We start from the raw sequence: 14,319 nt of genomic DNA, 5'->3' as shown, positions 1-14,319 counted from the left end.
CGCAGCATGACCGACACGACCGCACGCACCGGCCTCGGACCCGTCACCCGGCGCGAGGACATCCCGCGTGCGCGGCGGATCGTGGTCAAGGTCGGGTCGTCGTCGGTCAGCGGTGACAACACGGCGCAGATCGCCCCGCTCGTCGACGCCCTCGCCGCGGCGCACGCCCGGGGGACCGAGGTCGTGCTGGTCTCCTCGGGTGCCATCGCGACGGGGTTCCCGTTCCTCGGGCTCGAGGGGCGTCCGGACGACCTCGCCACGCAGCAGGCCGCGGCGGCCACCGGCCAGAACGTGCTGATGTTCCGGTACCAGAAGGAACTCGACCGGCACGGGGTCGTCGCCGCGCAGATCCTCCTGACCGCGGGGGACCTGCAGAACCCCACGCACCGGGTGAACGCGCAGCGGGCCGTCGATCGGCTGCTCGCGCTGCGGGTGCTGCCGATCGTGAACGAGAACGACACCGTCGCGACGCACGAGATCCGGTTCGGTGACAACGACCGGCTGGCGGCCCTGGTCGCGCGTCTGCTCGGCGCCGACGCGCTCGTGCTGCTCTCCGACGTCGAGTCGCTGTACACGCGACCGCCGGAGCAGCCGGGCGCGGCACCGATCCCGCTCGTGCCGTTCGGCGACGAGCTCGCCGGGGTGACCTTCGGGTCGATCGGGGCAGCAGGCGTGGGGACCGGGGGAGCAGGGACGAAGGTCGCTGCGGCACGGCTCGCCGCCGAGGCCGGCACCGCCGTGCTCGTGACGGCGACGGCGCTCGTCGAGCGGGCGCTCGCGGGTGACCAGGTGGGGACCTGGTTCGAGGCCGCTCCGCGCTCCTGAGGCGGGCTGCGCGCGGGCCGGGAGGCGCGGGTCGGCTCGGGCAGGCGTCTCGCGCCCGTCGAGCGGCGGCCTGGAGGCGCGGGTCGGCTCGGGCAGGCGACTCGCGCCCGTCGAGCGGCGGCCTGGAGGCGCGGGTCGGCTCCGGCAGGCGTCTCGCGCCCGCCGAGCGGGCACCATTCGTCGCGCTCGGCGGCTCCGGACGGCGTGTTCCGCCCGCTCGGCGACCGCCCGACGGCGTGTCGTGCACGCTCGAGGCATGCGATCCGCGAGGTTCGCACGCGTCGGACGGACGGTGACTCCTCACCAGGAGCCGCGCCTCCAGGCCCTCTCCACAGGAGGGCGCGACACGCGTCACGGGCGGAACCCCGCGCCTAGAATCGAGCCATGTCGCTGACCGCTCCCGCACCGACCCTGACCGACCGGCTCGTCGCCGCGCGTGACGCCTCATCGGCCCTCGCCACGGCGACCACCGCGGTGAAGGACTCGGCGCTCCTCGCGATCGCCGCCGGGGTGCGCGCAGCGACGGACGAGATCGTCGCGGCGAACCACGGTGACCTCGTCGCCGGCGAAGAGGGCGGCCTGTCCTCAGGGCTGCTCGACCGCCTCCGGCTCGACGCCGCGCGGATCGACGCCCTCGCGGCCGCGGTCGAGCACGTCGTCGGGCTCACCGACCCGGTCGGCCAGCACGTCCGCGGGTCGCGTCTGCCGAACGGCCTGCAGCTGACCCAGGTCCGGGTGCCGTTCGGCGTCGTCGGTGCGATCTACGAGGCGCGCCCGAACGTCACCGTCGACATCGCGAGCCTCGCGCTGAAGAGCGGCAACGCGGTCGTCCTCCGCGGGGGGTCCGCCGCGCAGCGGACCAACGCGGTGCTGGTCGCCCGCATCCAGGACGCCGTGGCCTCGGTCGGGCTGCCCCGCGAACTCGTGCAGACCATCGACGAGTTCGGACGTGCCGGCGCGAACGAGCTCATGCGCGCCCGCGGGCTGGTCGACGTGCTCATCCCGCGGGGGAGCGCGTCGCTCATCCAGACCGTCGTCACCGAGTCCCAGGTCCCGGTGATCGAGACCGGCGCCGGCGTGGTGCACGTCTTCCTCGACGAGTCCGCGCCGCTCGAGCGGGCCGTCGACATCGTGCTGAACAGCAAGGTGCAGCGGCCGAGCGTGTGCAACGCCCTCGAGACCCTGCTCGTGCACGAGCGCGCGGCGGAGCGACTGCTGCCGGTCCTCGCCGACCGACTGCGCGCCGCGGGTGTCACGCTCCGCGGCGACGAGGCCACGCGGGTCGTCGTGCCGGGCGTGCTCCGCGCGACGGACGACGACTGGGCGACGGAGTCGATGGACCTCGACCTGTCGATCCGCGTCGTGCCCGACGTCGACGCGGCCATGGCGCACATCGCGCGGTGGTCGACCCACCACACCGAGTCCATCGTCACGAACGACGTCGACACGGCCGAACGCTTCCTCGCCGAGGTCGACTCCGCGGTCGTGATGGCGAACGCGTCGACCCGTTTCACCGACGGCGGCGAGTTCGGTTTCGGCGCCGAGGTCGGGATCTCCACGCAGAAACTGCACGCCCGGGGCCCGATGGGGCTGCCCGAACTCACCAGCACCAAGTGGATCGTGCGCGGGCAGGGCCAGATCCGCGGCTAGACTGAACGGCGAATTCCCCCACCGAACGGAGCATCGGACACATGACCTTCCTCGCTGAAGCCGCTGAGCACGCCTCCGGGGTCCCCGCGTACGTCTTCCCGCTCTGCGGTGCGCTGTTCTTCGCGTTCCTCGGTTTCGTCACCTGGAGCTTCCGCGACGTCGCCTACCGTCACTCGCAGAAGTTCGAGGCCACTCGCCACCACGAGACGGGTGTCGACGAGTTCGGTCACACCAAGATCTGACCCGCCACTCCATGCTCGAGAGCACGGGGCGGCCACGCATCGGTGTGATGGGTGGCACGTTCGACCCGATCCACAACGGCCACCTGGTGGCCGCGTCCGAGGTCGCTCGGGCGTTCGAACTCGACGAGGTCGTGTTCGTCCCCACCGGTCAGCCGTACATGAAGTCGGGCGTCACCGACGCCGAGCACCGGTACCTGATGACGGTCGTGGCCACCGCGTCGAACCCGATGTTCACCGTCAGCCGGGTCGACATCGACCGTCCGGGCCCGACGTACACGGTCGACACGCTCCGCGACCTGCACGCCCAACGGCCGGATGCGCAGCTCGTCTTCATCTCGGGCGCAGACGCCGTCCAGCAGATTGTCGACTGGAAAGACCATGATGGCCTCTGGGACCTCGCGCACTTCGTCGCCGTGACGCGTCCGGGACACACCTTGAGCATCACCGGTTTGCCCGAACGAGACGTAAGCTTGCTCGAAGTTCCCGCGCTGGCGATATCGTCGACCGATTGCCGCGACCGGGTGAGACGCGGTTTCCCCGTGTGGTACTTGGTCCCCGACGGCGTCGTCCAGTACATCTCCAAGCACCATCTGTATCGGAGCGTTGCATGAGTTCGTCCGACGCGCAGCCGCCCCTGTCGCGGCGTCAGGCGCGCGAGCGGGAGCGTGCCGCCGCGGCCGGTGGGCAGCCCGTGACGCCGCCACCGACCGTCGCGGCACCGTCAGACCCCGCGGAAGCCCGCCGTCGTCCGGGGTCCCACGTCGCGCCCGCTCCGGGGGCCCCCGCGCAGTCCGCCAAGTCGTCGTCGGCCGCCGCGCCCGAGTCAGCCACTTCGCCTGTGTCGGCCACTTCGCCTGCGTCAGCCGCCTCGCCCGGTTCAGCCGCCTCGCCCGTGTCGGCCCCTGCGCCCGCGTCGGTGCCGGCTTCCGCCGCGGCTCCGGCTCCTGCTGCGTCCGCGCAGTCCGGCGTGCCGTCGGCACCGCCGGCGTCCGCCACCGAGATCGTGCCCGGCAGCGGTGGTCTCACCCGCCGGCAGATCCGTCAGATGCGCGCGGCCGAGGGGCAGGCGATCCAGCCGGTCCCGCTGCAGAACCCCACGCCGCAGTCCTCCGACCGCACCGTGCAGGATGTCCTGGGCTCGGTCGACGCACTCTCCGTCGACGCACTCCCTGTCGACGCTGACGCCAGGTCGGACGCTCGCGCCGATGCCGATGCTGCGAAGGAACTCTCCGCCGAGACCGTCGTGCTCGACCAGGCCGCCGTCGCCCAGGCGACCGAGGCCGACGGTTCGCCCGACGCCATCGAGCCCCTGGAAGCCGCTGCCGCCCACGCCGAGGAACCCCGCCGTCACCGCTCCACCTGGGCCCCGCCGGACGCCGACGTGGACGAAGTCGCTCCGACCGACGCCGCTGCGACCGGATCCGCTGTGACCGGGACCCCCGCGACCGAGAAGCCGGTGACCGACACGACGGTCACCGAGGCGACCGACTCCGCTGCGACCGACTCCGAGGCGACCGACTCTGCTGCGGACGGCCCGGAGCCGCAGAGCAGCTCGGGCACGCCCCTGCCGACGTCGGCCTCGAGCATCGCCTCGTCGACCCCGGCCGTGTTCCCGCTCTCCCTCGACGAGGACGACACGAACGAGGTCCCCGTCGTGGCCACGCCGGGCACGACTCCGGCTGGTGCCCCGACCTCGGCGTCCCGACCAGCGAGCGCGCCGACCTCGGCACCTCGCGTCCCCTCCTCGTTCCAGCGCCCGACCGAACCGAAGCCCGTCACGACGGCCTTCGAGGCACCCGTCGGCCACTGGTCGCAGCAGGCGCACGACTCCCACGACGCCGAGGTCCACGACGCCGAGACGGGGACCCGTCGCGTTGCCGTGACGAACACGAACGCGATCATCCTGCCGAACTCGGCCCTCGCGGACCCGACCGGCGCACTGAACGCCACCGGCGAGGTCATCCTCACCGGCTCGATCGACCTGCCGGCCTCGCTGTCCTCGACCGGGTCGCACCGGCCGATCGACGGCGCCGAGGTCGATCGGCTGCTCGAGCAGCACGACGAGCAGCCCGACACGGACGCCAGCCCAGTCCGTGCCAGCCGAGCGGTGTCGAGCCACACCTCGACCCGTCAGGTGGTCCTCGCGGCCGCCAAGCCGAAGGAGTCGCGCACGCCGCTCATCCTCGGCGTCACGGTCGGGGCCGTCGGGGTCGCCGCAGCAGCGGTCATCATCGTGGCCCTCGTCACCACCCACACGTTCGGCGGCTAGACCCCGCCATCGACCCCCGCACATCGGACGCCCGTCGCCCGCGGCCTGGCCGCCGTCGGTGGGGTGGCTTATGATCGGGACCCATCAAGCGATCCGGCACCCTGCCGGTTCGACGACCGGAAGGAATCCGTGACCGCCTCCTCACGTGCAGTGGAACTCGTGCAGATCGCCGCTCAGGCGGCTGACGCCAAGCAGGCCGAAGACCTCGTCGCCCTCGACGTGACCGGGCCGCTGCAGCTCACCGACGTGTTCCTGCTCGCGACCGGCCGGAACGAGCGCAACGTGCTCGCCATCGCGGACGAGATCGAAGAGCGCCTCCTCGACGCCGGGGCCAAGCCGCTCCGCCGTGAAGGCCGGAGCGAGGGCCGCTGGGTCCTCATCGACTTCGGCGACATCGTCGTGCACGTCTTCCACGAAGAAGACCGTCAGTACTACTCGCTCGAGCGCCTCTGGTCGGACTGCCCGACCATCCCGCTCGAGCTCCCGGTGGACCACACCGCCTAGTCGCGACTCGCCCGGGTGGCGGCGACGATTTCGTCACCCGGCGATCGCATGGTGTACGCTTCTATGGTGCCTCCGGGGAACCGGTCGGTACGAACAGCAGTCAAATGGGACAGCAATTCAAATGGGTCTGTGGCGCAGCTGGTAGCGCACCTGCATGGCATGCAGGGGGTCAGGGGTTCGAGTCCCCTCAGATCCACCAACAACCCCCGTGGTTCCTCGGAACCGCGGGGGTTTCGTCGTTCCCGGGTGCCCGTTCCGGCACCCGTCTCCGGCACCCGTCCCCGGCGCCCGCGCCCGCGGCCGTCCCGCTACGCTGAGCGCATGAGCAGCGACGCACCCCTGTCCGGTTCCGCCCTGACGATCACCTCGGCCGGCTACACGGCCGAGATCGCCTCGGTGGGGGCGACGCTGCGGGCTCTCCGGCACGAGGGACGCGACCTGGTGGTGCCGTTCGACGCCGACGAGGTCCGACCGGCCTTCCGCGGGGCCGTCCTCGCACCGTGGCCGAACCGCGTCGTCGACGGGACGTACTCGTTCGGCGGGGTCGAGCACGAGCTCGCGCTGACCGAACCGAAGCGCCAGCACGCCCTGCACGGTCTGGTCGCGTGGACCGACTTCCGCATCGCCGTGCACGAGCCGGACCGAGCGGTCCTCGCGACGACGGTGCCCGCGCAGTTCGGCTACCCGTTCCGCGTCGAGGTGCTCGTGGAGTACCGTGTCGACGCCGAGGGGCTGCACACCACGATCACCGGCACGAACACCGGTGACGACGCCGCACCGTGGGGGACCGGCCCGCACCCGTACTTGGTGGGCGGCGAGGGACGAGTCGACGACTGGACCCTCACGCTCCCGGCCGCGGAGGTGCTCGAGGTCACCGAGGACCGGCTGATCCCGACCGGACTCGCGCCCGTGCACGACGAGTTCGACCTGCGGACCGCGACGCGCATCGGTGACCGGTTCATCGACCACGCGTACACCGGCTTCGACCGCGACGCCGAGGGCGTCGCCACGATCGTGCTCACCGCGGCGGACGGGCGCGGCGTCCGGATGTCCTTCGGGCCCGAGTGCCCGTGGGCGCAGGTGCACACCGCGGACCACGTCATCCCGGAGTACCACCGCGCCGGCCTCGCGGTCGAGCCGATGACCTGCGCGCCGGACGCCTTCAACGCCGGCGCCGAGGCCGGACTCGTCGTGCTCGAGCCGGGCGCCTCCCACGCGGCCTCGTGGACGATCGCAGCGGTCTGACCCCAGCCCGTGCCGGGTCGTCGGCCCGGCCGTCGCCCCGCATCGTGGCCCGGCGACTGCCGTCGACGCCCGACCTCGGGTCGCTCGCGGCCCGCACCGGCGCCGACGTCGTGTGGCTCGACTCCACCCTGCCGGACGGGTCGCCCCCGACGGCACGCGCGCGGGCGCGCTGGTCCGTCCTGGCGTGGACCGACGGCCCGTTCGCGGCACGGCTCCGGCACCAGGACCGGCGTGCCCGGGTCGCGACGACCCCGGCGTCCGGACGGTGGTTCGGGCCGACCCGGTCCGAGGACCGGCCGGCCTTCGACGTCCTCACCGACCTGCTCGGGTCCACCCCGGAGCTGCCGGAACCGATCGCGGGGTGCGGGTTCGCACTCGGTTGGGTCGGGTTCCTCGGCTACGAACTCGGTCGTGAGTCCGGTGCTGTCGCCGACCGGACAGCAGTCGGGCACGCGGATGCCGACCTGTGCTTCACGGACCGCGCCGTGGTGGTCGCGGACGACGGCGCCGCCTGGGCGTTGGCGCTGGTCGCCGATGCGGAACCGGCGGCCAGCGCCGCGAACCGGGCGTGGACCGAGACGGTGACCACGTCGTCGACGGGGGCCGACGTCGCGGAGGGCGAGCCGCGCCTCCAGGCCGACACGGCGGCGACCGGACGCGTCACGCGTGCCGCCTACGAGACGGCCGTCGAGGCGTGCCGCGCGGAGATCCGCGAGGGCAACGCGTTCCAGGTCTGCCTCACCACCGCCTTCGGGCTGGCTCCGTCAGCGGGCCTGGAGGCGCGGGTCGGCTCCGCCACGGACCCGCACCTGGTCGAGTACCTGCGCCTGCGCGGGGCGGACCCCGTCCCGTTCGGCGCGTACCTGCGGCTGGGGCCGCTGCGGGTCGCGAGCCGGTCGCCGGAGCGGTTCCTGCGGATCGAGGCCACCGGTGCGGTGACCGCGGAGCCGATCAAGGGGACCCGGCGGCGACTGCCGGACGCGGCGGCGGACCGGGCGGTGCGGGACGAGCTCGTGGCGAGCGTGAAGGACCGCGCCGAGAACGTGATGATCGTCGACCTGCTGCGGAACGACCTGCTCCGGACGGCGGTGCCGGGGTCGGTGCACGTCGACCGGCTCTGCGACGTCGAGACGTACGCGAGCGTGCACCAGATGGTCTCGACCATCGGTGCGGTGCTGCCGGCGGGTGTGTCGCGGGCGGCCGTCGTGCGCGCGGCGTTCCCGCCCGGCTCGATGACGGGGGCGCCGAAGCGCAGTGCGATGGCGATCGCGGACCGGCTCGAAGGCGCGCCCCGGGGCGTGTACTCGGGCGTGATCGGGTACTTCTCGGCGAGCGGGGCGGTCGATCTGTCGGTGGCCATCCGCACACTGGTGACGGTGGTCGACGAGGACGCCGGAGCCGTCCGCTCACGGTCGTTCGGTGCCGGCGGTGCGGTGACGTGGTCGTCGGTGGCGGCGGACGAGGCGGACGAGGTCGAGACGAAGACCCGGTCGGTGCTCGGCGGGGTGGGGGTCGTCGCGCGCTGGTAGCGCGTTTTCCCGGTACCGGCGTGTCGAACGCGTGTTCGACTCCGTTGTCCACAGGATGTCGGTCCTCGTTGACATCATCGAACACATGTTCGAATATGAGGGCATGCAAACGGCGACGGCACTCCAGTCGTCCGGGGCTCCACCGGAGTCGACCGGACGCTCCGGGGCTGCCCGGCCGGTGCGCCGCGTGGACCACCTGGGCGATGCCCGGGTGGCGCTCGAGCGCATCACGTCGCTGCGGTCGCGGGTGGCCGAGATGGAGTCCACGCGCGTCGACACCGAGGGACTCCCCACCGCCGAGGCGCTCGCGCCGCTGCTGCCGGGCGGGGCCATCCGTGTGGGCGGCTCCTACGCGGTGCAGGAATCGGTGCTCCTGGCGATCACCATGCTGCAGGCCGCCTCCGTGGCCGGGGCCTGGTGCGCCGTCGTGGGGGTGCCGTCCTTCGGCGTCGAAGCGGCCGCAGCTGCCGGCATCGACCTCGAACGGCTCGTGCTCGTCCCCGACCCGGGCGACCAGTGGCTCACGGTGACCGCGGCGCTGGCGGACGTGGCGCAGATCGTCCTCACCCGTCCGCTCGGCCGGGTGGTGCCCGGGGACGTCTCCCGGCTGTCGGCACGGCTGCGCCAGCGTGGTGGGGCGCTCGTCGCGCTCGGCTCCTGGCCCGGGGCCGACGTGACACTGCGGGTGACGCGGTCGGAGTGGAGCGGCATCGGGGACGGCCACGGCTTCCTGACGGAGCGGCGGGTCACGGTGTCGGCGAGCGGCCGGGCCGGGGCCGGGCGTCCGGTGGACGCCGACCTGCTGCTGCCCGCAGCGGACGGCACCGTGCGTGCCGCCGTGCCGGCGGGTGTGGCTGCCGGTGGCGGCTCGACGTCGGTGCTGCGTCCCGTGGCGGTGGCGTCGTGAGCCCCCGCGGTGGTGGGCGGACGCGGACCGCCGGGTCGCGGGTCACCGGAGCACTCGTCGGGTCCGGGGCACCCGATGCGCGGTCGATCCGTGCCGACGCGCTCGCTCGCGGGGGTGCGCTGCCCGAACCCCCGCCGACCCGGACGATCGTGCTGTGGTGCCCGGACTGGCCGGTGATCGCCGCCGCCCGTGCTGCCGGAGCGCCCCCCGAGAACCCGTTCGCCCTCGTCGCGAAGGGGCAGGTGTACGCCAGCTCCGCCAGTGCGCGACAGTACGGCGTCGTGCGGGGCATCCGTGTGCGCGAGGCCCAGGCGCGCTGCCCCGAACTCGTCGTGCAGCCCTACGACGACGCGCTCGACCACCGGGCGTTCGAACCCGTCATCCGTGCGGTCGAGGCAGCGGTCCCCGGCGTCGAGGTCCTCCGCCCCGGCACCATCGCGCTGCGTTCCCGCGGTCCGGCCCGCTACTACGGCGGGGAACGCGCCGCGGCGGCCACCCTGGCGGGCATCGCCGCCGACCACGGCGCCCCGGGGGTGCGGGCCGGGGTCGCCGACACCCCGTTCGCCGCCGAGCAGGCCGCACGTGCCCGACCGGTGCGTCCGGGGGAACGCGTCCGGATCGTGCCCGTCGGCGGATCGGCACCGTTCCTGTCCGGGTTGCCGCTCGGGGTGCTCGGGGACGCCGACCTCGCGATGCTGCTCGGTCGGCTCGGCATCGCGACCCTGGGGGAGTTCGCCGCGCTCGGCGACGAACAGGTGCGCGACCGGTTCGGGCCCGCCGGGGCGTTCCTGCACCGGCTCGCCGGCGGCCGCGACCCGCGCGAGGTCGCTGCGCGGAGCGTCCCACCCGAACTCCGGGTCGAGGCAGCGTTCGAACCGCCGCTCGACCGTGCCGACCAGATCGCGTTCGCGTTCCGGCGCTCCGCCGACGACTTCGCCGAACGGCTCCGGACGGCGGGGCTCGTCGCCACCACGATCCGGGTGGGCATCGTCGACGAGCGGGACATCCTGCTCGAGCGCACGTGGGTGCACCCGCGGTGGTTCGACGCCGCCGACGTGGTCGACCGGGTGCGCTGGCAGCTCGCCGGCGGGGTCGATCCGACCGGACTCGAGGCACCCGTCGTCTCGGTGGTGCTCGAACCCGTCGCGGTGGACGACATGGCGAACCACGAACGCGGGCTCTGGGGGACCGGACCCGACGAGCGGGTGCACCACGCGCTCGCCCGCGTGCAGGGTCTCGTCGGGCACGACGGGGTCGTCACGCCGCGGATCGGCGGCGGACGCACCCTGGCCGAACGGGTCGTGCTCGTGCCGTGGGGTGACGCCCCGGTCGGCGGCGAACGTGCCCTGGCGACCGTCCGCGACCGCCCGTGGCCCGGCAAGCTGCCCGGACCGCCCCCGGCGACCGTGCTCGACCGTCCGCGCCCGGTGGACGTCGTCACCGCCGACGGCGGCACCCTCGACGTCGACGACCGCGGTGCGCTCACCGGCGTGCCCGAACGCTTCCGCGCCGAGGGGGAACGCGGCGGCCGGTTCGGGTCCGTGACGGCGTGGGCCGGGCCGTGGCCGCTCGTCGTGCGCTGGTGGGAAGCCGGTGGCCGACGGCTCCACCGGCTGCAGCTCGTCGATGCCGAGGGGCGTGCGTGGTACCTGGTGCTCGCCGACCACCGTTGGTGGGCCGAAGCGGTGGCGACGTGAACGGCCGGACCGGAGGACACCGCTGATGGGCTACAGCAACCCACCGATCCCGTGGTCGCAGTTCGAGCGTGCCCTGTCCGACAAGCGGAGCCCGGGCAGCACGCACGACGGCGACGGCGGCGACAGCCCCGCATGGTCCCGCAAGCGCGAGCCCTACGCTCCCGCGACCCCGCCCGTCCCCGACGACGGCAACGTCCCGGTGGTGCCGTACGCCGAGCTGCACGCGCACTCGACCTTCAGCTTCCTCGACGGCGCGAGCGGGCCGGAGCACCTCTTCGAGGAAGCCGCACGACTGCACCTGCACGGCCTCGCGCTCACCGACCACGACGGGTTCTACGGCGCCGCGCGGATGGCCGAGGTCGCCGAGGCGTACCCGACCGTGGCGACCGTGTACGGCACCGAGCTGTCCCTCGGGCTCACCGAGCCGCAGAACGGCGTCCCCGACCCGGAGGGCACGCACCTGCTACTGCTCGCCGACGGGCAGGAGGGCTACCACCGGCTCGCCGGCGCCGTCACCAGCGCGCACCTGGCCGCCGGCGCCGAGAAGGGGCGGCCGCGGTACGACCTCGACGACCTCGCGGCGCGGTCGGACGGGCACTGGCGGGTCCTCACCGGATGCCGGAAGGGCGCCGTCCGGCAGGCCCTCGAGCGCGGTGGCGAGTCGGCGGCCGAGGACGCCCTCCGTGCCCTGCTCGACCGGTTCGGCACCGCCGGTGTCGTGGTCGAGCTCATGGACCAGGGCGACCCGATGGACACCACCCGGAACGACGCCCTCGCCGCCCTCGCCGCGAAGCACGCGCTGCCGACCGTGGCCACCGGCAACGTGCACTACGCCACCCCGGACCGGTTCCCGGTGGCGACGGCCCTCGCGGCGGTCCGGGCCCGGCGGAGCCTCGACGAGATCGACGGGTGGTTGCCGGCCGCGCCCACCGCGCACCTCCGGTCCGGCGTCGAGATGGCCCGGCGGTTCGCGCGCTGGCCCGGGGCCGTCGAGCACAGCGTGACCCTGGCCGACGAGCTGGGCTTCCGGCTGAAGACCGTCAAGCCCGGGCTGCCGGACATCGACGTCCCCGACGGTCACACCACGATGTCCTGGTTGCGGGAGCTCACCTGGCGTGGTGCCCGCCGGTTCTACCCGGGCAGCGCCGACGGTGTGGACCCGCAGAAGCGGGAGCGCATCGAGCGCGAGCTCTCGGTGATCGAGGACAAGGACTTCCCCGGCTACTTCCTCATCGTGCGGGACATGGTGCAGTACGCCCGCGACCGGGGGATCCTCTGCCAGGGCCGCGGGTCGGCGGCGAACTCGGCGGTCTGCTACCTGCTCGAGATCACCGCGGTGGACTCCATCCGGTACGGGCTGCCGTTCGAACGGTTCCTGTCGGCGATGCGCGACGAGGAGCCCGACATCGACGTCGACTTCGACTCCGACCGACGTGAAGAGGTCATCCAGTACGTCTACGAGAAGTACGGCCGGTTCAACGCCGCCCAGGTCGCGAACGTCATCACCTACCGGCCGAAGGGTGCCGTGCGGGACATGGCGAAGGCGCTCGGGCACAGCCCCGGCCAGCAGGACGCCTGGTCGAAGCAGGTCGAGCGGTGGGGGTCGGTGACCGAGAGCCAGGACCACGACATCCCCGACGCCGTGGTCGACATGGCGCAGCAGGTCCTCGGGTTCCCACGGCACCTCGGCATCCACTCCGGCGGCATGGTGCTCACCGACCGGCCCGTCGGCGAGGTCGTGCCGATCGAGCACGCCCGGATGGACGGCCGGACGGTGCTGCAGTGGGACAAGGACGACTGCGCCTACATGGGGCTCGTGAAGTTCGACATGCTCGGGCTCGGCATGCTCGCCGCGCTGCAGTACTCCTTCGACCTCGCCGACGAGCACTGCGGGGAGCGCTGGGACATGCACTCGATCCCGAAGGAGGAACAGGGCGTCTACGACCAGCTGTGCCGCGCGGACACCATCGGCGTCTTCCAGGTGGAGTCCCGGGCGCAGATGGGCACGCTGCCCCGGCTGCTGCCGCGACGGTTCTACGACCTCGTGATCGAGGTCGCCCTGGTGCGCCCGGGGCCGATCCAGGGCGGCGCGGTGCACCCGTACATCCGACGCCGCACCGGCGAGGAACCCATCACCTACATCCACCCCTCGCTCGAACCGGTGCTCGAGCGGACCCTCGGCGTGCCGTTGTTCCAGGAACAGCTCATGCAGATGGCGATCGCGGTCGGCGGGTGCTCGGGGGACGACGCCGACCTGCTCCGGCGGGCGATGGGGTCGAAGCGCGGGCACGAGAAGATCGACCGGCTCCGCGAGAAGCTCTACGCGGGGATGGCGGCGAACGACATCCACGGCGAGGACGCCGACGCCATCTACGCGAAGATCCAGGCGTTCGCGAACTTCGGCTTCGCGGAGAGCCACTCGATCAGCTTCGCCCTCATCGTCTACGCGAGCGCGTGGATGCGGTTGCACTACCCGGGGGCGTTCCTGGCGGCGTTGCTCCGGGCGCAGCCGATGGGGTTCTACTCACCGCAGACGCTCGTGGCGGACGCCCGGCGGCACGGGGTGCAGGTGCTGCGACCGGACATCCTGCGCTCGGGCGTCGACGCCACGCTGGAGCCGCTGCCCGAGGGGGAGCGCGCGACGACGGGGGACGACACCTGCCTGGACACCGAGCAAGCCCCGGTGCTGCCGTTCGACAAGGCCGTGCCCGACGACACCGCCCGGCACCGTCGCGACGGCGCGTTCGCGGTCCGGCTCGGCCTCGCCGAGGTGGCGTCGCTCGGACGGAAGAGCGCCGAGAAGATCGTCGCCGAACGCGACGCCCACGGCCCGTTCACGGACATGTCCGACCTGGCCCGCCGGGTCGGCCTCACCACGGCGCAGCTCGAAGCGCTCGCCGCCGCCGACGCGTTCGCCGCCCTCGGCGTGGACCGCCGCGGTGGCATGTGGTCCGCCGCCCAGGCCGCCGCGGAGCGTCCCGACCAGCTGCCGGACACCCAGGTCACCGTGCAGCCGCCGCTGTTCGGGCAGATGACCAGCGGGGACGTCCTCATCGCGGACATGTGGTCGACGGGGATGACGACCGACGACCACCCGGTCCGGCACGTCCGCGACGGACTCGTCGCCCGCGGGGTGCTCAGCGTGCAGGACACCGCCACCGCCGAGTCCGGGCGGCGGGTCGAGGTCGGCGGGATCGTGACGCACCGGCAGCGTCCGGCGACGGCGTCGGGCATCACGTTCATGAACGTCGAGGACGAGACCGGGCTCGTGAACGTGATCTGCAGCGTCGGGGTGTGGGGGCGCTACCGACGGGTCGCGCGCGAGGCGCCGGCGATCATCGTGCGCGGCATCCTCGAACGCTCACCGGACGGCGTCGTGAACCTGGTGGCGGACCGGATCGAGCACCTGTCGCTGTCGGTGCGGACGCGCTCGCGGGACTTCCAGTGATCG

At 73.3% G+C, this 14,319-nt stretch carries 11 protein-coding genes and 1 tRNA gene; all 12 read left to right on the top strand.

Features of this window, described 5'->3' with window-relative positions; translation table 11 throughout:
* Window positions 1–6: 6 nt before the first annotated feature.
* Complete coding sequence (gene proB, locus EDF64_RS00160; protein WP_243736180.1) at window positions 7–825, top strand: glutamate 5-kinase; 819 nt, start codon at window positions 7–9, stop codon at window positions 823–825.
* 384 nt (window positions 826–1,209) lie between these two features.
* Window positions 1,210–2,475 (top strand): glutamate-5-semialdehyde dehydrogenase, encoded by a 1,266-nt coding sequence (locus tag EDF64_RS00155; RefSeq protein ID WP_133518108.1) that lies wholly within the window; start codon window positions 1,210–1,212, stop codon window positions 2,473–2,475.
* A gap of 41 nt (window positions 2,476–2,516) precedes the next feature.
* Window positions 2,517–2,717 carry a hypothetical protein gene (locus EDF64_RS00150; RefSeq protein WP_071293764.1) on the top strand — a complete coding sequence of 67 codons (201 nt, stop codon included), beginning with the start codon at window positions 2,517–2,519 and terminating at the stop codon, window positions 2,715–2,717.
* An 11-nt stretch (window positions 2,718–2,728) separates the two neighbouring features.
* Window positions 2,729–3,328, top strand: coding sequence for a nicotinate-nucleotide adenylyltransferase (nadD, locus tag EDF64_RS00145; protein ID WP_133518107.1), 600 nt, complete (start codon window positions 2,729–2,731; stop codon window positions 3,326–3,328).
* Between the two features lie 356 nt (window positions 3,329–3,684).
* Window positions 3,685–4,986: a hypothetical protein gene (locus tag EDF64_RS00140; RefSeq protein WP_166645540.1), complete on the top strand. Its 1,302-nt coding sequence runs from the start codon at window positions 3,685–3,687 to the stop codon at window positions 4,984–4,986.
* Between the two features lie 129 nt (window positions 4,987–5,115).
* Window positions 5,116–5,490 (top strand): ribosome silencing factor, encoded by a 375-nt coding sequence (gene rsfS, locus EDF64_RS00135; RefSeq protein WP_133518105.1) that lies wholly within the window; start codon window positions 5,116–5,118, stop codon window positions 5,488–5,490.
* A gap of 123 nt (window positions 5,491–5,613) precedes the next feature.
* A tRNA-Ala gene (locus EDF64_RS00130) sits at window positions 5,614–5,689 on the top strand.
* Window positions 5,690–5,811: 122 nt separating this feature from the next.
* Window positions 5,812–6,735 (top strand): aldose 1-epimerase family protein, encoded by a 924-nt coding sequence (locus EDF64_RS00125; protein ID WP_166645539.1) that lies wholly within the window; start codon window positions 5,812–5,814, stop codon window positions 6,733–6,735.
* Entirely contained in the window at window positions 6,714–8,264 is a 1,551-nt protein-coding gene (locus EDF64_RS00120) for an anthranilate synthase component I family protein (RefSeq protein WP_166645538.1), read from the top strand. The genes EDF64_RS00125 and EDF64_RS00120 overlap by 22 nt, the downstream gene beginning before the upstream one ends.
* An 85-nt stretch (window positions 8,265–8,349) precedes the next feature.
* Window positions 8,350–9,171, top strand: coding sequence for a hypothetical protein (locus EDF64_RS00115; RefSeq protein ID WP_208108790.1), 822 nt, complete (start codon window positions 8,350–8,352; stop codon window positions 9,169–9,171).
* Window positions 9,168–10,868, top strand: coding sequence for a DNA polymerase Y family protein (locus tag EDF64_RS00110; RefSeq protein ID WP_243736179.1), 1,701 nt, complete (start codon window positions 9,168–9,170; stop codon window positions 10,866–10,868). The genes EDF64_RS00115 and EDF64_RS00110 overlap by 4 nt, the downstream gene beginning before the upstream one ends.
* 25 nt (window positions 10,869–10,893) lie before the next feature.
* Entirely contained in the window at window positions 10,894–14,316 is a 3,423-nt protein-coding gene (locus EDF64_RS00105; protein WP_133518103.1) for an error-prone DNA polymerase, read from the top strand.
* The last annotated feature ends 3 nt before the right edge of the window (window positions 14,317–14,319 follow it).

The sequence above is a fragment of the Curtobacterium flaccumfaciens genome (genome assembly GCF_004361695.1).
Lineage (GTDB): Bacteria > Actinomycetota > Actinomycetes > Actinomycetales > Microbacteriaceae > Curtobacterium > Curtobacterium flaccumfaciens_B.
This window is presented reverse-complemented; position numbering and strand designations above follow the sequence as displayed.